Below are 17,369 nucleotides of genomic sequence, written 5' to 3'. Positions count from 1 at the left end.
GTGGATCACGGTCCTTACGATGACCGGATGGGTTCGCACAACTGGGATGGGCCCGGGGATCCGGCCGCCGGCGACCGCTCCTGGCCGGACGGCGAGGCCACGCGGGAGGACCGGCCGCGGCGGCGCGGCCCGTTCCCGCCCCGGATCATGCCCAAGTTCGGCGGGCCCCCGCCGCCACCGACCGGCTCGCCCCCGACCGGCTCGCCCGTCGTGCCGCCCCCGCCGGTGTCCGGCGCCGGGACGCCCGGTCACGGGCACGGCCACACGCCCGGTCACGGGCACAGTCACACGGCCGGGGTGCCGCGCGTCTTCATCGTGCTGGCCGCGCTCATCGCCGTCATCCTGCTCGGTGTCTGCGCCGCCGGCGTGCTGCTGGACGAGGGCGGCGGCGATCAGCCCGTCGCGGCGGACGGGCAGGCCGGCCGGGTCGAGGGCGGCGCGGGCGGGCTGATCGGCCGGGAGGGCCTGGACGGCATCGCGGCGGCCGGCGAGCGGCTGCGGGAACGGCCCTACCAGGTGAGCTTCCGGTTCCAACGGGCCACGTCGCTGATCCGGGCCGACGAGCCCACGCCGGTCCGGGTGGCCACGCTCACCTGGAGCGGCGAGCTGCGCAGCACCGGCGGGGCCGACCCGTCCTGGGACGCCCGGAGCCAGGTGACGGCGCAGGGCACGGACGGCGTGGAACTGGGCGTGGTGGACAGCCTCGCGGTCGTCGACACCGGCGGCGTGCGCTACCTCGACTCCGCGTCGCACGCCGGCGGCCGGCCGTGGACCGCCTCGACCGGCCCGGACCGGGGCACCTACTGCTGGCCGGCCGGCACGTTCCGGCGGGCGGACGGCGGCGTCACCGCGATCCCGCTGCCGGTGGCGGACCCGGTGGAGTACCTCGACGTGAAGTCCGCCTCGGTCACCACCGAGTCGCTGCCGGCGGACGCGACCCGGTACCTGCTCGACGACGGCATCACCCCGGGCGACCGGCTCGCCGCCGCGATCCACGCGCTGGCCACGGCGACCGGCATAGATCTGCCGGAGTACGCGCTCGCGATCACGGTCACCGCGGACGGGATGCTCGCCGGGGTCGAGCTGACCGGCATCGGCGCCGCGGCCGGCACCACGCTCTCCATGATCGTGCACTCCCCCGGTGCCGAGGTCGTGATCACGGCGCCCCCGGCCGACCAGGTCTCCGGCTGAGCCACCGGGGTTCTCCCGGCCACCCACCCCACCGGCAGGGAGGCCGCCCGCGGCCGACCGGTGCCCGCGGGAGCACTCGGAACGTCACCACGCCGGAAGCGGGAAGACGGTCTGCCCGCTCCTGTCGCTGTGGAACCGGTCGCTGTGGAACCGGTCGCTCCGGGAGCGGCCGCTCGGGAACCGGCCGCTCGGGAACCGGCCGCTCCGGAACCGGCCGCTCCGGAACCGGCCGCTCCGGAACCGGCGGGTTCGCTCAGGAACCGGTGGGCGACGGGCCGGCCGGGACCGGCGGGGACGGCTCGGCCCGGGTGGGCGACGGCGGGACCGCCGGAGACGGCTGGGACGGCTCGGCCGGGGTGGGCCCGGACGGCTCGGCGGCCGGGGTGGGGCGGGCCGCGATCGTGTCGCCGATCAGGTGCCGCTCCAGCGTGACCTGGGACTGGCCGGTGCCGCCGACCCGGATGTCGTCGTAGGCCTGCAGCGACTTGGTCTCGTCGAAGTACAGCACGGAGAGCGCGAGCGGCACCGGCTCCTCCGACTCCAGGCCGCGCAGCCCGGCGCCGCCGCTGGAGCCCTGCGTCATCAGCAGCGTGGGCGCGCCCGGCTCGAGCTCGCGGACCTCGCGGTTGTGGGTGTGCCCGGCCAGCACGACCGGCACGTCACCGGCGAGCGGGCCGGCCATCTTCGGGTCGTGGACCAGCGCGATCTGCACCGGGCGGCCACCGGCCTCGATGGTCGCGTCCAGCCGGGCGCCGGTCGCGGCGAGCCTGGCCTGCTCCTCCTCGGTGGTCTCCCGGCCCGCGGTCTCCTTGTCCGGCGTGAACCGGGGGTCGCCGATGCCGGCGACGGTCAGGCCGGCCACGTCCGCGATCTGGTTGTCCAGCACCACCGCGTTCTGCTGGCCGGCGACCGCGGCCTGGGTCGGCGAGGAGTCGTGGTTGCCGCGGATGTAGACGTACGGGACGTCGAGCAGGCCGATCGAGGCGACGTAGGACGCCTCCGGCTCGCTGCCCCAGTCCGTGATGTCGCCGGTGTCGATCACCGCGTCGATCCGGTACTGCTCCACGATCGTGCGGATCACCGGCCAGGCGGCCGGGTTCAGGTGCAGGTCGGAGACGTGCAGGATGCGGGTGGTGCCCTCCTGCGGCTCGTAGACCGGCAGCGTGGAGACCGTGGCGTAGATCCGGCTGACGTTGCCGACCAGGCGTTGCAGCTGCTCCGCGTACTTGTTGTAGTCGCTGGCGATCTTCTGCACGTCACCGATCAGCGCGGGCGCGTTGACCAGCAGGCCCTCGTACCGCGGCTCCTCGATCGACTGCGGGCGGATGGTGAGCGCGCCGACGCCGAGTGAGCCGAGCACCAGCGCGAGCGCGGTCAGCCCGGACGCGGCGACCGGGCGCGCCCGCCGGTAGATCAGCGCGGCCAGGATCATCGCGGCCAGCATCGAGACCGCGGCCGCGCGGAACCCGAGCCGCATCAGGCCGCGCTGGATGTCGCCGACCACGGACTGGGTCGCGCGCGTGATCCCGGTCGGGTCGTCGATCAGCGCCTCGACGCGCCCCTGGTCCAGCTCGCCGAGCTCGACCGTGAGCTGGGACGGTCCCTGGTGGGTGTCCAGGGCCAGCGAGCCGAGCGGCGGGATGTTGACCTTCGTGTCGCCGGTCAGCGACGGGCCGACGGACAGCTCCGCGCGGAACGGGCCGATGTCCGCGTCCACCCGGCCGGCCAGCAGCAGCCCGAGCGCGACGCCGGCGACCGCGACCGCCAGGATCGCGAGCGCGGAGCCGGCCCGGCGGGCGAGCGGACGGCGCAGCACGCGCGGCACCGCGCGCAGGCGGGACCGCGCCGCCGGCGTGGGGTCCTCTCCGGCGGCGGTGTCGGGCTGGTTCTCCGGACCGTCCATGTGCAAATTCTCGCCTGCCCGCCGTACGCGGGTGTGAAACCTGGGTGTGGATCTTCTTTCCGGTGTTTCCGGGTCAGATCTTGCCGGCGCCGCCGCCGCTGAACACGAGCCGGATGATCCGGTCGTCGTCCGCGGCCGGGGTGCCCCGCCCGTCCGTGTTCGACGTGCTGATCCAGACCGATCCGTCCGGCGCCGCGACCGCGGTGCGGAGCCGGCCGAACTGCCCGGCCAGCGCCTCGGACGGGCTGCCGAAGACGGTGCCCTGCTCGGTCGTCTCGACCAGCCACAGCCGCTGGCCCTTCAGGCAGGCCGCGACCAGCGTGCGTTCCACCATCGCCAGGCCGGAACAGGACGCCTCGTCGGTCGGCCAGGTGACCAGCGGCGCGGTGAACGCCGGGTCCGGCGACGGCGGTGCGCCCTCCACGGCCGGCCAGCCGTAGTTCTTCCCCGGCTCGATCACGTTCAGCTCGTCGAACGTGTCCTGGCCGAACTCGGTCGCGTACATCCGCTTGCCCTCGTCCCAGGCCAGCCCCTGCACGTTGCGGTGGCCGAGCGACCAGACCGGTGACGCCGCGTCCGGGTTGCCCTCGGCCGGCTTCCCGTCCCGGGTGATCCGCAGGATCTTGCCGCCGAGGCTCTTCGGGTCCTGCGCGAGGTCGCCGTCCGAGCCGTCGCCGGTGGTCGCGTAGAGGAACCCGTCCGGCCCGAACGCGAGCCGCCCGCCGTTGTGCACGCCGCTGCGCGGGATGCCGGTCAGGATCGGCTCCGGCGTCACCATCGGAAGGTCCTCGCCGGCCGGGTCCGCGCCCAGCGTGAACCGGCCGACGCGGTTGTCCTCCGCGGTCGTGTAGTAGACGAACACCGTACGGTCGGCCTTGAAATCCGGCGACACCGCGATGCCGAGCAGGCCACCCTCGCCGCCCGGCTCGATCGCGTCGCTGAGGTCCGCGATCGCGGACACCCGCGGCCCGGTCCGGTCCGACTCCGGCCCGACCTTCACCAGCCGTCCCGTGTCGCGCTCGGTGACCAGGGCGCCGCCGTCCGGCAGGAAACCGATCCCCCACGGTACGTCCAGGCCGCGCGCCAGCACGGTCACCGCCGCCTCACCGCTGCCTCCGCCACCGCGCGGTGCGACGCTGCCGCTCGGGGTGGGGAACCGCGGCGGTGAACCCGCCTGTTCCTCGCTCGGCGGCCCGAAGGAGCACGCGGTGAGCAGCGGGAACACCAGCGCCCCGGCGAGCAGCGCGCGGGTGGCCGGTCGACGGCGGGCTCGGATCACGCGATCCAGAGTAACCAGGCTCCCTGAGCGTTCCCGGACCGCCGGATAACGTCGTCAGCATGAAGATCTGGGTTCCGCACGAGCACGGCGCCGGATTGCTGGGTCCGCTGCCGCCGGACACGACCGTGGAGGTGCTGTCCGGCCCCGACGCACCGATGCCGTCCGCGCCGGACGGCGTCCGGTTCTGGGTGCCGCCGTTCCTGGCCCGCGACGGCGCCGCCGCCCTGGCCGCGCGCTTCCCCGACCTCGAGGTCGTGCAGCTGCTCAGCGCGGGTGCCGAGGTCTGGACCGGCCAGCTCCCCGCGCACGTGACGCTCTGCGACGCCCGCGGCGTGCACGACTCCTCCACGGCCGAGTGGGCGATGACCGCGATCCTGAGCCACCTGCGCGCCTTCCCGGCCTTCGTCCGGGCGCAGGCCGGCCGGGAGTGGGCCTACGCCGCGCACACCCCCACGGACGAGCTGGCCGGCAAGCGCGTGCTGATCGTCGGCGCCGGCTCGATCGGCACCGCGCTCGCCGCCCGCCTCCGCCCGTTCGAGACGACGGTCACGCTGGTCGCCCGCCGCGCCCGGCCCGCCGACGACGTGCACGCGGTCGAGGACCTGCCCGCGCTGCTCCCGCACGCCGACGTCGTGGTGCTGCTCGTCCCGCTCACCGACGCCACCCGCGGCCTGGCCGACGCCGGCTTCCTGGCCGCGATGCCCGACGGCGCGCTGCTGGTCAACGCGGCCCGCGGCCCCGTCCTCGACACGGAGGCCCTGCTCGCCGAGGTGTCCTCGGGCCGGCTTCGCGCCGCCCTCGACGTCACCGACCCGGAGCCGCTGCCCACCGACCATCCGCTCTGGACCCTGCCGAACGTCCTGATCACCCCGCACGTCGCCGGTTCCGTGCACGGGCTCCACCGCCGCGCCTACGCGCTGGCCGGCGCCCAGCTCCGCCGGTTCGCGGCCGGCCGGCCCCTGGAGAACGTGGTCACCGACGGATACTGAGCATCGCCGGCCCGGGCGTCACCGCGCCCGGGCACCGGTGGCTGCGTCGAGCCCGGCACCGTGCGGGTTCGGGCGGCGCGGCGTCAGTTCCGCAGTTCCGCGATGACCTGCTCGGCCACGGACGGCACCAGCCGGAACTCGGTGTGCCCGACGCAGCCCGCGTCGGTGTTCCGGGCGCCGTCGAGCATCGCGCTGGTGTACGGGACGACGACCAGGTCGCACTTCGAGTAGAACGTGCGGTAGTCGACGGCGCCGGGGGTCTCGTCGCCGGCGTTGAGCGCGCGCAGGAAGGCCGAGCCGGGGAGCACCTCGCGGCAGGAGGCGTGGAAGCGGCAGACCGACAGCATGTGGGTGCCATGGTGCGGGCCGGCGAGCGAGACCAGGTCGTCGACGGTGGCGGTGCCGCCGAGGGTGCGCACGTAGTAGCGGGCGACCACCGCGCCCATCGAGTGCCCGACCAGGTCGACCTTCGCGCCGCCGTGGTCCTCGCGGACGTCCCGTACGTAGTCGGCGAGGCGTTCGGCCGAGGTGACGTTGGACTGGCGGTACCGGTAGCCGAACGTGTGGATGTCGCCGCTGTCGTAGCCGGCCGCGCGGAGCCGGGTGACCAGCAGGTCCCAGGTGGCGGTGGAGCTGTTGTACCCGTGGATCAGGATCACCGGGCCGGCCGTCGCGGCCCGCGCGGGCGCGGCGGGGACCGCTACGGTGAGGATCGCGGCCGCGAGGGCGGCAGTGGCGCGGGCGGCGGCGGTGGCGCGGGCGCGGGCGGCGGCAGTGGCGCGGGCGGCGGCGGCCGTGCGGGCGGCGAGGAGCGGGCGGCGCATGCCTCGGACGATATGACCAGCACGCCCGATTCAGGGCTTATTTCGGAATTTCAGTCCTCGGTGGCCAGCGTCTGCTCGCCGGCCTTCAGCAGCTGCGGGACCGCGCGGGCCGGGACGCCGGTCAGGCGGATCACGGTGCCGTCGGTGAGCAGCGCGAAGACCCGGTTGCGGCCGCCCGGCGCGATCTCGGCGACCTCCGGCCACGCTATCCGCCGCGAGCCGAGCAGCGCGCGGACCCGCAGGCCCTGCGGGCCGGCGTCGGTGCCGGAACGGACCGCCCAGACGAGCACGGCCAGCGGGATCAGGCAGACGGTGAGCAACCACGGGTTCTCCGCGGCCACCGGCAGCGCGCCGACCGTCGCGAACGCGGCCGCGATCGCGATCGGGCCGGCCTGGCGGTATCGGATCACCGTGGACTTTCCGCTGCTCACCCCCGCATCCTCCCACCGGCGTCACCCGGCCGTGGACGGCGGGTGCGCGGAATTGTCGCAGGTGCCCGGCATACTGACCGCGGAACGGTCATGAGCAGCGGTTATCCGACCTTGGGGATCGAGGTATCGACATGGCGCGACTGGTGGCGATCGGCACGGAGAAGGGGTTGTTCCTCGCGACCCACGACGGCGGGGAGTGGGAGGTGAGCGCGCTCCACTTCGCGGTGAAGTCGGTGTACGCGGTCGCGATCGACACGCGCGGCGGCACGCCACGGATCCTGGTCGGCGCGTCGAGCGCGCACTGGGGACCGAGCGTGGCGATCAGCTCCGACCTCGGCAGGACCTGGGTGGAGCCGGACGACCCGGCCATCGTCTTCCCGGAGGACACCGGTGCCGCGCTGGAGCGGGTGTGGCAGCTGGCCCCGGGGCCGGCGGACCGGCCGGAGATCGTCTACGCGGGTACGGAGCCGTCCGCGCTGTTCCGCTCGGAGGACGGTGGGCGCTCGTTCTCCCTGGTCCGCGGCCTGTGGGAGCACCCGCACCGGCCGACCTGGGAGCCGGGCGGCGGCGGTCAGGCGATCCACACGATCCTGCCCGACCCGCGCGACGACGGGCGCATGGTGGTGGCGATGTCCACCGGCGGCGTCTACCGCACGGCGGACCGCGGCGAGACCTGGACGCCCGGCAACGCGGGCATCCGCGCGGTGCACGTGCCCGACCCCTTCCCGGAGTACGGGCAGTGTGTCCACAAGGTGGCACGGGACGGCGCCGACCCGGACCGGTTCTACGCGCAGGTCCACCACGGCGTCTACCGGTCCGACGACGGCGCGGCGAGCTGGACGTCGATCGCCGACCCGCTGCCGGGCGACTTCGGCTTCCCGATCGTGGCGCACCCGTCCAGGCCCGGCACGATCTACAACTTCCCGATGATCGCCGACATGGACCGGTTCCCGGCCGACCACCGCTGCCGGGTCTACCGGTCGCGGGACGCCGGCGCGTCCTGGGAGCCGCTGTCCGCCGGGTTGCCCAGCGCGCCGTTCTACCCGTCCGTGCTGCGCGACGCGATGTGCGTGGACGCGGGCGACCCGGCCGGCGTCTACTTCGGCGCCAAGTCCGGTGAGGTCTTCGCCAGCCTGGACGAGGGCGACTCGTGGACGCGGGTCGCCGCGCACCTGCCGGCCGTGCTCTGCGTGCGGGCGGCGGTGATCTGATGGGCGCGGTGATCCTGCTGCCCGGCGTGCTCCGCCCCGAGGCGGCCGGCGCGTCCCGGCTGGAGGTGGCCGCGCCCGGCACGGTCCGCGACGTGCTGGCCGAGGTCACGGCGCGGTGGCCGCGGCTGGCCAGGCGGCTACGCGACGAGCGGGGCGAGCTCCGGCGGTACGTCAATCTCTATGTCGACGGCGAGGAGTGCCGGCGGATGAGCGGTCTCGATACGCCGGTGCCGGACGGCGCGGAAATTCAGATCATTCCGTCCGTCGCGGGCGGGTGACGCGCACCGCCCCGCGCGTACCCGGTAGGTTGGGGACCGGCCCGGCTACTGTGCCGTAACTCACCGAGGCAACAATCGTTGCTGATGGATAGGTGCGGCCGTGCCGTGGTGCGGCGGATCCACCCTTTCGCGTTCCCTCGGCGACAGGACCACCCGGTGCCCACGTCCATTGTTCTGCCCGCGGCCGGCGCGCTGCTGCTCGCCGCCGGTCTCGCGGCGCTGCTCGGCGCACCCGGCCTGCCCGCACCGGGCGCGGCCGGCGGGGCGATCGTGCTGGTCACCGCGCAGGCCGCCGGCGCGCTGATCCGCCGGGCGCTGCAGATCCACGCGGCCACCCGGACGTTCGGGCCGTGCCGCGGCGCCGGGCTGCTCGGCATGGGCGCGGTCACCGCGGGGTGCACCGTGCTCGGCGTGCTGCTCACCCCGCCGGGCGTGCGGGAGCACGTGGCGCTGGGCGGGCTCGTCGCGTCCGCGCTGGTCTACCTGTCCGGGATCATCCTGATGCCGGGCACGGTCACCACTATCCCGGCCCGGCTCCGGCGCGGGATCGACGGCGCGGGCGTCGGCACCAGTCTGGCGTTCGCGGCGTACCTGATACCCGGCGACGAGCCGATGCCGGCGGCCGCGCTGGCCGCCACGCTGCTGGCCGCGGCCGCGCTCTCGGTCATAGTGATCACCGCGCTGCGGGTCACGACCTATCGCCCGGCCGCCTGGCTGTGCGGCACCGGCGCGGTCACGGCCATCCTCGGGCTCGGCGGGATCGTGCACTACGCGTACGAGGGGAACCCGTTCGTGCTGCTCGGCGCCACGATCGCCGTGGCGGTCGGGCCGCTGGTCGCGGCGGCCGGCGCGGAGCGCACCTCGCAGGGTCCCACGCCCGCGCCCGCCGGTACGCCCGAGTCCGTGCTCAGCGGCTATCCGGTGCTCGCGGTGCCGATGCTGATCGCTCTCGGCAGCGCGGTCTACCACCTGCTCGCCGGCCACACGTTCGACACCCGAGCCGTCCTGCTCGGGCTCTCGATCATCCCGTGTGTGGTGCTCCGGGAGATCCTGGCCGTGGTCGACATCCGGCGGTACAGCCGGCGGCTCGCCGCGCAGGAGGCGCAGTTCCGGTCGCTGGTCTCCGGCGCGAACGACCTCACGCTGATGCTCGACACCGACCTGGTGGTCCGCTGGCAGTCGCCGGCCGCGGCCCGGCTGTTCGGGCTCTCCGACGCGGAGGTGGTCGGGCACTCGTTCGCGTCGCTGCTGCACCCGGACGACCGGTCCGACGTGGCCGGCGCGCTCCGCGAGGTGCTCGAGGGCACGCGCGGGGAGCGGCCGCCGCTGGTCACGGCGCGGCTGCGGGACGGGTACGGCGCGTGGCGCGACACCGAGTCGACGATCAGCGACCAGCGCGACGTGCCCGCGGTGAACGCGCTGGTCGTGCACGTGCGCGACGTCGGCGACCGGGTGGCGTTGCAGCGGCAGCTGCACGAGGTGGCGTACACGGACCAGCTCACCGGCCTGCCGAACCGGCGCGAGATCATGCGGACGCTGACCGCGCAGCGGGCGGTGCCGGGGCACACCGGCGCGCTGCTCGTCGTCGAACTGCTCGGCATCGCGGACATCAGCGACCAGCGCGGGCGGGAGACCGCGGACGCGCTGCTGGTCGAGGCCGGGCGGCGGATGCGGACGCTGCTCACGCCGGACGACCTGCCCGGCCGGCTCGGCGGCGGCGAGTTCGCGGTGCTCACCGTGCAGGGGCCGGTGCTGGCGTACGCGCTGGGCACCCGGCTGCTGACCGTACTGACCGCGCCGTACCAGCTGCCCGGCACGATCATCGATCTGCACGTGAGCATCGGCCTGGCCGAGGTGGGCCCGTCCTCCAGCAGCATCGACGAGGTGCTGAACCGGGCCGACCTGGCCCGCCGCCGGGCACGCCAGCAGGGACCGGACCGGATCGAGTGGTACGACTCGTACCTGGAGGAACAGCTCGTCCGGCGGATGGACGTCGAGCGGGAGATCGTCGGCGTCGTCGAGCGCCGCGAGCTGGACCTGGTCTACCAGCCGATCCTGTCGCTGCCGGACCGCACCACGGCCGGCGTCGAGGCGCTGCTGCGGTGGCGGAACCCGGTGCTCGGCACGGTGCACCCCGGCGAGCTGCTGCCGGTCGCGGAGGATCTCGGCGTGCTGCCGGAGATCGGGACGTGGGTGCTGTCCACCGCGCTGCGCCAGCTGGCGGACTGGACGCCGGGGTACCCGGCGCTGACGCTGACCGTGAACGTGTCGCCGCGCGAGCTGGCCGTGCCGGACTTCGTGCACCGGGTCGCGGCGATGCTGAACGCGCACGGGATCGCGCCGGAGCGGCTGTGCATGGAGGTCGCGGAGGACCGGATCCCGGACGACATGCCGGCGGTGGTCACCCAGTTCGCGAAGCTGCGGGCGCTGGGCGTGCGGACCGCGATCGACGACTTCGGCGCGGGTCAGGCGTCGCTGGCGCAGCTGCGCCGGATGCCGGTGGACATGCTGAAGGTGGACGGCGAGCTGATCTCCCGTCCGGTCGATCCGGAGTCCGGCGGCCAGCCGCTGATCGACGTGATCGTGGGGCTGGGCCGGCGGCTCGGCCTGGAGATCGTGGCGGAGCGGCTGGAGACCACCGAGCAGGTCCGCGAGGCGGTGCGGGCCGGGCTGGGCCGGGGCCAGGGCTTCCGGTTGTCCCGGCCGGCACCGGCGGAACGCGTCGAGGCGTTCCTGACCGAACCGACGACGCTGTCCTGATCAGTCGCCCAGGAAGACGTACTGGTCGTGGTCGATCGACAGGTCCAGGGCGGCCAGGCGGGCCACGGTCTCCGCGGAGTAGGAGATCGCCGGGGTGGTGACCACCAGCGCGTCGTCGTAGGTGTTCTTCCGGGTGGCGTGCATCTCGATGACCACCTCGGCGCGCGCCCCCAGCCCGAGCGTGCGGCAGGCGGCGCGGATGCCGTCCGCGTGGGGCTCGATCGCGTCGAGGAGCCGGCGGACGACGTCCTCGGTGTCGTAGGTGGCGGCCGCCGGCTGCTCGTACCGCCAGGCGCTGGACCGATGGCGCGGCCAGGGCCGGCCGGTCGCCGGGTCGCCGCGCCGGTGAGCCTCGGTGGGCTGCAGTCCGACGATCTCGGTGATCTCGTCGGGCACGAGGCCGGGCCCGGCCTCGGTGGCCTCGTAGAAGGAGAGGTAGGCGCGCTGGCGCGTGGTCGGGGTGTCCGGCATGGACGGGAGTCCAGGTAACCGGCGTGCGGGATCGCCCGGTGCGGCGCGGCCCGGCCGGAGGGCGCCCTCCGGCCGGGCCGCGTCTGCGTCACCGGCTCGTGTGCCGGCCGTCCCGGTCAGCCCTGGGCGCCGAGGCGGGAGAGGATCAGTTCGCGGACGGTCTTGGCGTCGGCCTGGCCGCGGGTGGTCTTCATGACAGCGCCGACCAGCGCGCCGGCGGCCGCGACCTTGCCGTCGCGGATCTTCGCGGCGATGTCCGGGTTCGCAGCGATCGCCTCGTCGACCGCGGCGGTGAGCGCGCCGGTGTCGGACACGACCCCCAGGCCGCGGGCGGTCATGATCTCGCGCGGCGAGCCCTCGCCGGCGACGACGCCCTCCAGGACCGCGCGGGCCAGCTTGTCGTTGAGCTTGCCCTCGTCGACCAGCTGCTGAAGCTCCGCGACCTGCGCCGGGGTGGCGCCGACCGCGGACAGCTCGATGCCCTCCTCGTTCGCGCGCCGGGCCAGCTCGCCGAGCCACCACTTGCGCGCGCCCGCGGCGGTCGCACCGGCCGCGATGGTCGCCTCGATCAGCTCGACCGCGCCCGCGTTGACCACGGACTGCATGTCCAGGTCGGTCAGGCCCCACTCCTCCTGCAGCCGCTTGCGGTGCACCCGCGGCGGCTCCGGCAGCGCGGCCTTGAGCTCGGCCACCCAGGCGGCGTCCGGCGCCATCGGCACCAGGTCCGGCTCCGGGAAGTACCGGTAGTCGGTCGCCTCCTCCTTGGACCGGCCGGGACGGGTGTCGCCGGTGTCCTCCTGGAAGTGCCGGGTCTCCTGGAAGATCCGCTCGCCGGAGTCGAGCACGGACGCCTGCCGGATCATCTCGGCGCGGACCGCGCGCTCGACCGAGCGCAGCGAGTTCACGTTCTTGGTCTCGGTGCGGGTGCCCCACTCGGTGGAACCGGCCGGGCTGAGCGAGGTGTTCACGTCGCAGCGCATCGAGCCCTGCTCCATCCGCACGTCGGAGACGTCCAGCGAGCGGATGATGTCGCGCAGCTCGGTCACGTAGGCGCGCGCGACCAGCGGCGCCTTGGCCCCGGTGCCCGGGATCGGCTTGGTGACGATCTCGACCAGCGGGATGCCGGCCCGGTTGTAGTCCACCAGCGACTCGGTGGCGCCGTGGATGCGCCCGGTCGCGCCGCCGACGTGCAGCGTCTTGCCGGTGTCCTCCTCCAGGTGCACGCGCTCGATCTCGACGCGCACCATCTCGCCGTCCACCTCGACGTCCAGGTAGCCGTCGACGCACAGCGGCTCGTCGTACTGGCTGGTCTGGAAGTTCTTCGGCATGTCCGGGTAGAAGTAGTTCTTCCGGGCGAAGCGGCACCACTCGGCGATCGAGCAGTTGAGCGCGAGACCGATCCGGATGGTCGCCTCGATCGCGGCGCGGTTCGGTGCCGGCAGCGCGCCGGGCAGGCCGAGGCAGACCGGGCAGACCTGGGTGTTGGGCTCCGCGCCGAACTCGGTCGGACACCCGCAGAACATCTTCGTGTTCGTCCCGAGCTCGACGTGCGTCTCCAGGCCGATCACCGGCTCGTAGCGCGCGACGACGTCGTCGTACGGCGGCAGCACGGTCGTGGTCATGAACTTTCTCCCGGATTCTTCAGGCTTCCGCGGCGATCAAGAGCAACGGGCGGCGGGGGTACGGCGGGAGCCGCTGACCGGCTCCCGCCGTGTCTACGGCTTTACAGCGCCGGCGGTGTGAGCACGCCGACCGTGGACTCCAGCGCGGCCGCGACCCGGTACATCCGGTCGTCGGCCATCGTCGGCGCCATGATCTGCAGCCCGACCGGCAGGCCCTCGGAGAGACCGCACGGCACGGAGATCGCCGGGCCGCCGTACAGGTTCGTCGGGATCGTGAACAGGTCGGCGAGGTACATCTGGTACGGGTCGCCGGTGCGCGAGCCGAACGGGAACGCCACGAACGGCGTGGTCGGCGAGACCAGCACGTCGACCTGCTCGAACGCGGACGTGAAGTCGCGCGTGATGAGCGTGCGCACCTTCTGCGCCTGGCCGTAGTAGGCGTCGTAGTAGCCGGACGAGAGCGCGTACGTACCCAGGATGATCCGGCGCTTGACCTCGGGGCCGAAGCCGGCCTCGCGGGTCAGCGACATGACCTCCTCCAGCGAGTGGCTGCCGTCGTCGCCGGTGCGCAGGCCGAACCGGACGCCGTCGAACCGGGCCAGGTTCGACGAGGCCTCGCTCGGCGCGATCAGGTAGTAGGCGGGCAGCGCGTACTGGAAGTGCGGGCAGGAGATCTCGACGATCTCGGCACCGAGCTTGGTCAGCGCCTCGACCGAGTCCCGGTACGCCGCCATCACGCCGGGCTCCGCGCCCTCGCCGCCGAACTCGGTGACCAGGCCGATCCTGACGCCGGTCAGGTCGCCGGTCGCGCCGAGCCGCGCGGCCGCGACCACGTCCGGCACCGGCTGCGGGATGGAGGTGGAGTCGCGCGGGTCGTGGCCGGCGATGACCGAGTGCAGCAGCGCCGCGTCGTGCACGGTGCGCGCGCACGGGCCGGGCGTGTCCAGCGAGGAGGAGAACGCGATCAGGCCGTACCGGGACGTACCGCCGTAGGTCGGCTTGGCGCCGACCGTGCCGGTCACCGCGCCCGGCTGCCGGATCGAGCCACCGGTGTCCGTACCGATGGCCAGCGGTGCCTCGTACGCGGCGATGGCCGCCGCGCTGCCGCCGCCGGAACCACCGGGGATGCGGCCCAGGTCCCATGGGTTGTTCGTCGGGCCGTAGGCCGAGTATTCCGTGGACGAGCCCATCGCGAACTCGTCCATGTTGGTCTTGCCGAGCATCACGGTGCCGGCGGCGCGCAGCCGCTCGACGATCGTGGCGTCGTACGGCGGGCGCCAGCCCTCCAGGATCTTGGAGGCCGCGGTGGTCGGGACGCCCTTCGTGGCGAGCACGTCCTTGACCGCGACCGGGACGCCGGCCAGCGGGCCGAGCTCCTCGCCCGCGGCGCGCCGCGCGTCCACGTCGCGGGCGGCGGCGAGCGCGCCCTCCGTGTCGACGTGCAGGAACGCGTGCACGCGCTCGTCCACGGCGGCGATCCGGTCCAGGTGCGCCTGGGCCACCTCGACCGCGGAGACGTCACCGGACGCGATGGTGGCGGCCAGCTCGGCCGCGGTCAGCCGGGTGAGATCCGACATGGCTCAGGCCTCCTCATCCAGGATGCGCGGGACGCGGAATCGCCCGTCCTCGGCGTCGGGGGCGCCGGAGAGCGCGGCCTCCTGCGTCAGCCCGGGGACCACGACGTCGTCGCGGAACACGTTGGTCAGCGGCACCGAGTGCGAGGTCGGCGGGATGTCCGTCGCGGCGACCTCGCCGATCCGGGCGACCGACTGCAGGATCACGTCGAGCTGGCCGGCGAAGACGTCCAGCTCCTGCTCCGTCACGGCTAGCCGCGACAGGCGCGCCAGGTGCGCGACCTCCTCGCGGGAGATGGCGGCCATGGGATTGCCCCCTCGGTAGTTCGCTCTTCGGGTGACCTGTGACCGGCGTAGCGCTGGGCAGGGCCGGCGTGCACTTACGCTCGCGCGCAGCGTCGCACGGGTCGGTGACCTGTGCGAGTCTATTTGTCACCCTCGGCACCGGCCCGGGCGACTCCCCGGATGGATCGGCCGGTGCTCGCGGAGGTGCCGGGCGGCGTGTCGCCGAGCCCTTCCAGCACGCTCTCCGCCCGGCTCTCCGGCACGCCGTCGGACTGGTGCCCGCGCCGGTTGGTGGGGCGCCGGCCGGTCCGCCGCGGCGGGGTGTCCGCCGGGCTCTCCCGCGGCGCCCGGCTCCCCGGGGCCGGGCGGCTCTCGGCGCGGTGGGCGTCCTGGAGGACCGGCGGGCGGTAGCGGGACAGCCAGACGCCGAACTCCTCGGCCGGCATCGGCCGGCCGTAGAACCAGCCCTGCGCCACGTGGCAGCCGGCCGCGTGCAGCATCCGCCAGGTGCGCTCGTCCTCGACGCCCTCGGCGACCACGCGCAGGCCGAGCGCGCCGGCGAGCTCGATCATGGACCGGACGATCGCGGCGTCGTCGCCGTCCGCGGTCATGCCCAGCACGAACGAGCGATCGATCTTCACCTCGGACAGCGGCAGCCGGCGCAGGTGCTGCATGGACGAGTAGCCGGTGCCGAAGTCGTCGAGCGCGATCGCGATGCCGAGCCGGGAGAGCCGGGAGAGCGTGACCAGGACCCGGCGCGGGTCCGCCATCAGCGCGCTCTCGGTGATCTCCAGCTGCAGGCGGTCGGCGGGCAACCGGTAGCGGGCGAGGCGGTCCTCGATCTGGTCGACGATGTCGCCGGTGTGCAGGTCCCGGACGCTCACGTTGAGCGCGGCCCGCATCGGCAGGCCCGCGTCCCGCCACGCCGCGAGCTGCTCGATGACGTCGTCGACAACGCGGCGGGTGAGCAGCCGCATCACGGCGGTGTGCTCGGCCGCCTTGATCAGCTCTTCCGGGTGCACCATGCCGCGCTCCGGGTGCCGCCAGCGCAGCAGGGCCTCGACGCCGACCACCTCGCCGGTGTCGATCGCGACCTGCGGCTGGTAGTACATCCGGATCTCGCCGGCGCCGGGCAGCTGCGGCAGTCCGGTCCCGCCGGGCTCGGCGCGCACGCCGCCGGTCACCTCGAGTGCGGTGCGCAGGTCGCCGAGCAGGCTGAGCCGTTCCGGCGAGTTGTGGTCGGCCTCCGGCGCGTAGACCGCGACCGCGTCGCCGCGGTGCTTCGCCTCGTACATCGCGACGTCCGCGTGCCGCATCAGCGTCTCGAAGTCGGTGCCGTGCTCCGGGTAGACCGCGACGCCGATCGACCCGCCGATGTCGAGCGGCAGCCCGTCGAGCGGGACCGGCTCGTCCAGCGCCCCGGCGATCTCGACCGCCAGCCGCCGGGCGGCCGTGGCGTCCGCCAGCCGGGGCGCGAGCACCGCGAACTCGTCGCCGCCGAGACGAGCTAGCGTGGCCGGCGGCCCGACCACGGTGGCCAGCCGCTTGGCGACCTCGGTCAGCAGGCGGTCGCCGACCGCGTGGCCGAGCGCGTCGTTGACCCGCTTGAACCGGTCGAGGTCCAGCAGGAGCAGCGCCATGTGCCCGTTCGCCTCGCCGCGGGCGGCGCGCTCCGCGTGCCCGGCGATCTGGTCCGCGACCTCGGTGAGCAGCGCCTTGCGGTTGCCCAGGCCGGTGAGCGGGTCGAGCCGGGAGATCTTCTCGTGCGCGGTGGTGAGCCGCGCCATCCGGTAGACCGCGTAGAGCGGCACCAGGATGAGCGGGATCAGCGCGGCGCTCAGGTGCGCCGCGACCACCAGCAGCGGGCCGAGGAACAGCAGCGCGCCCGCGGACAGCAGCTCGAAGCCGAGACCGCTGACGAACATCGCCGGCCACCGTCCGCCGAAGCGCAGCCAGACCGCGACCGTGACGGTGCCGTAGGTGACCGCGAACCAGGCCGCCGAGGCCGCGACGACCGCCAGCACGTCCGTCCACGACGGATTGCCGCCGGCCCGGAACGCCAGCTCCGGCCCGGCCGTGAGCACCGCGGCGGCCGCGGCCAGCGCGAGCACGTGCTGGGCGGTGTTGAAGCCGGTGCGCCAGACGCTGCTGCGCATCCGAACGCCGCACACCCCGACCGCGACCACCTGCACGACGATCGCCGGGCCCAGACCCCAGCCCAGCAGGATCGCGAACGTGAGCGAGACCGAGGCGAGGATGGCCGCGCCGAGCCGGCGCCGCCCGATCGGCGTGAACGGCCGCGCGTCGATCAGCACGGCGAGCGCGGCCAGCACCCAGAAGGCGAGCGGGAGATCGGCGACCTGGCCGGGGAGCGCGAGCAGGGCCGGCACCGACGCGGCGGCGGCGGCCAGGCTCACGGCCCACACGAAGCCGAGGAACGGCACCGCGCGCTCGGCCGGCACCATGTTGCGCAGCGATGCGGGCTCCACGAGACCTCCCCCGGGTGTTGTAGGCCTCGGTCGACTCGTAGGCCTGCGTCGACGGCATTCAC

14 protein-coding genes are annotated in these 17,369 nt (G+C 74.3%); 5 read left to right on the top strand and 9 right to left on the bottom strand.

Features of this window, described 5'->3' with window-relative positions:
- Positions 1-27 precede the first annotated feature (27 nt).
- Positions 28-1,191, top strand: coding sequence for a hypothetical protein (locus J2S44_RS25130; protein WP_310418684.1), 1,164 nt, complete (start codon positions 28-30; stop codon positions 1,189-1,191).
- 253 nt (positions 1,192-1,444) lie between these two features.
- Here the strand turns inward: J2S44_RS25130 and J2S44_RS25125 are convergent, their stop codons facing one another.
- On the bottom strand, positions 1,445-3,094 hold the full coding sequence (locus J2S44_RS25125; protein WP_310418681.1) for a metallophosphoesterase family protein: 1,650 nt from the start codon (positions 3,092-3,094) through the stop codon (positions 1,445-1,447).
- Positions 3,095-3,167: 73 nt separating this feature from the next.
- On the bottom strand, positions 3,168-4,391 hold the full coding sequence (locus J2S44_RS25120) for a PQQ-dependent sugar dehydrogenase (RefSeq protein WP_374728016.1): 1,224 nt from the start codon (positions 4,389-4,391) through the stop codon (positions 3,168-3,170).
- Between the two features lie 41 nt (positions 4,392-4,432).
- Between J2S44_RS25120 and J2S44_RS25115 the strand changes: the two genes are divergently transcribed.
- On the top strand, positions 4,433-5,362 hold the full coding sequence (locus tag J2S44_RS25115; RefSeq protein WP_310418678.1) for a 2-hydroxyacid dehydrogenase: 930 nt from the start codon (positions 4,433-4,435) through the stop codon (positions 5,360-5,362).
- Between the two features lie 83 nt (positions 5,363-5,445).
- Here J2S44_RS25115 and J2S44_RS25110 read toward each other — a convergent pair whose 3' ends face one another.
- Entirely contained in the window at positions 5,446-6,186 is a 741-nt protein-coding gene (locus J2S44_RS25110; RefSeq protein WP_310418675.1) for an esterase/lipase family protein, read from the bottom strand.
- Between the two features lie 50 nt (positions 6,187-6,236).
- Entirely contained in the window at positions 6,237-6,617 is a 381-nt protein-coding gene (locus tag J2S44_RS25105; protein ID WP_310418672.1) for a PH domain-containing protein, read from the bottom strand.
- Positions 6,618-6,748: 131 nt separating this feature from the next.
- Here J2S44_RS25105 and J2S44_RS25100 point away from each other — a divergent pair, with 131 nt between their 5' ends.
- From J2S44_RS25100 to J2S44_RS25090, 3 genes are all read left to right on the top strand, one after another.
- On the top strand, positions 6,749-7,828 hold the full coding sequence (locus J2S44_RS25100; protein ID WP_310418670.1) for a WD40/YVTN/BNR-like repeat-containing protein: 1,080 nt from the start codon (positions 6,749-6,751) through the stop codon (positions 7,826-7,828).
- Positions 7,828-8,106 carry a ubiquitin-like small modifier protein 1 gene (locus J2S44_RS25095; protein WP_310418667.1) on the top strand — a complete coding sequence of 93 codons (279 nt, stop codon included), beginning with the start codon at positions 7,828-7,830 and terminating at the stop codon, positions 8,104-8,106. Before J2S44_RS25100 ends, J2S44_RS25095 begins: the two co-directional genes overlap by 1 nt.
- Before the next feature lie 156 nt (positions 8,107-8,262).
- Entirely contained in the window at positions 8,263-10,866 is a 2,604-nt protein-coding gene (locus J2S44_RS25090; RefSeq protein ID WP_310418665.1) for a putative bifunctional diguanylate cyclase/phosphodiesterase, read from the top strand.
- On the opposite strand, the gene J2S44_RS25085 is transcribed toward J2S44_RS25090, so the two are convergent.
- The 5 genes from J2S44_RS25085 to J2S44_RS25065 all read right to left on the bottom strand — a co-directional run bounded on the left by J2S44_RS25085 (position 10,867) and on the right by J2S44_RS25065 (position 17,307).
- Positions 10,867-11,337 (bottom strand): DUF4279 domain-containing protein, encoded by a 471-nt coding sequence (locus tag J2S44_RS25085; protein ID WP_310418663.1) that lies wholly within the window; start codon positions 11,335-11,337, stop codon positions 10,867-10,869. It lies immediately after the preceding gene.
- 116 nt (positions 11,338-11,453) lie between these two features.
- Positions 11,454-12,959: an Asp-tRNA(Asn)/Glu-tRNA(Gln) amidotransferase subunit GatB gene (gene gatB / locus J2S44_RS25080; protein WP_310418660.1), complete on the bottom strand. Its 1,506-nt coding sequence runs from the start codon at positions 12,957-12,959 to the stop codon at positions 11,454-11,456.
- Positions 12,960-13,060: 101 nt separating this feature from the next.
- On the bottom strand, positions 13,061-14,536 hold the full coding sequence (gene gatA / locus J2S44_RS25075; RefSeq protein ID WP_310418658.1) for an Asp-tRNA(Asn)/Glu-tRNA(Gln) amidotransferase subunit GatA: 1,476 nt from the start codon (positions 14,534-14,536) through the stop codon (positions 13,061-13,063).
- Between the two features lie 3 nt (positions 14,537-14,539).
- On the bottom strand, positions 14,540-14,839 hold the full coding sequence (gatC, locus tag J2S44_RS25070; protein ID WP_310418656.1) for an Asp-tRNA(Asn)/Glu-tRNA(Gln) amidotransferase subunit GatC: 300 nt from the start codon (positions 14,837-14,839) through the stop codon (positions 14,540-14,542).
- A 119-nt stretch (positions 14,840-14,958) separates the two neighbouring features.
- Positions 14,959-17,307, bottom strand: coding sequence for a putative bifunctional diguanylate cyclase/phosphodiesterase (locus J2S44_RS25065; RefSeq protein ID WP_374727903.1), 2,349 nt, complete (start codon positions 17,305-17,307; stop codon positions 14,959-14,961).
- Positions 17,308-17,369 lie beyond the last annotated feature (62 nt).

Source organism: Catenuloplanes niger (assembly GCF_031458255.1).
Classification (GTDB): domain Bacteria; phylum Actinomycetota; class Actinomycetes; order Mycobacteriales; family Micromonosporaceae; genus Catenuloplanes; species Catenuloplanes niger.
The sequence above is the reverse complement of the archived record's forward strand: the minus strand, read 5'-3'. Positions and strand labels throughout refer to the sequence as shown.

Excerpts from the sequence above, each read along its gene's own strand:
- J2S44_RS25130 (WP_310418684.1), top strand. The coding sequence starts at position 28 with ATGGGTTCGCACAACTGGGATGGGCCCGGGGATCCGGCCGCCGGCGAC.
- J2S44_RS25125 (WP_310418681.1), bottom strand. The coding sequence starts at position 3,094 with ATGGACGGTCCGGAGAACCAGCCCGACACCGCCGCCGGAGAGGACCCC.
- J2S44_RS25115 (WP_310418678.1), top strand. The coding sequence starts at position 4,433 with ATGAAGATCTGGGTTCCGCACGAGCACGGCGCCGGATTGCTGGGTCCG.
- J2S44_RS25110 (WP_310418675.1), bottom strand. The coding sequence starts at position 6,186 with ATGCGCCGCCCGCTCCTCGCCGCCCGCACGGCCGCCGCCGCCCGCGCC.
- J2S44_RS25100 (WP_310418670.1), top strand. The coding sequence starts at position 6,749 with ATGGCGCGACTGGTGGCGATCGGCACGGAGAAGGGGTTGTTCCTCGCG.
- J2S44_RS25095 (WP_310418667.1), top strand. The coding sequence starts at position 7,828 with ATGGGCGCGGTGATCCTGCTGCCCGGCGTGCTCCGCCCCGAGGCGGCC.
- J2S44_RS25085 (WP_310418663.1), bottom strand. The coding sequence starts at position 11,337 with ATGCCGGACACCCCGACCACGCGCCAGCGCGCCTACCTCTCCTTCTAC.
- gatB (WP_310418660.1), bottom strand. The coding sequence starts at position 12,959 with ATGACCACGACCGTGCTGCCGCCGTACGACGACGTCGTCGCGCGCTAC.
- gatA (WP_310418658.1), bottom strand. The coding sequence starts at position 14,536 with ATGTCGGATCTCACCCGGCTGACCGCGGCCGAGCTGGCCGCCACCATC.
- gatC (WP_310418656.1), bottom strand. The coding sequence starts at position 14,839 with ATGGCCGCCATCTCCCGCGAGGAGGTCGCGCACCTGGCGCGCCTGTCG.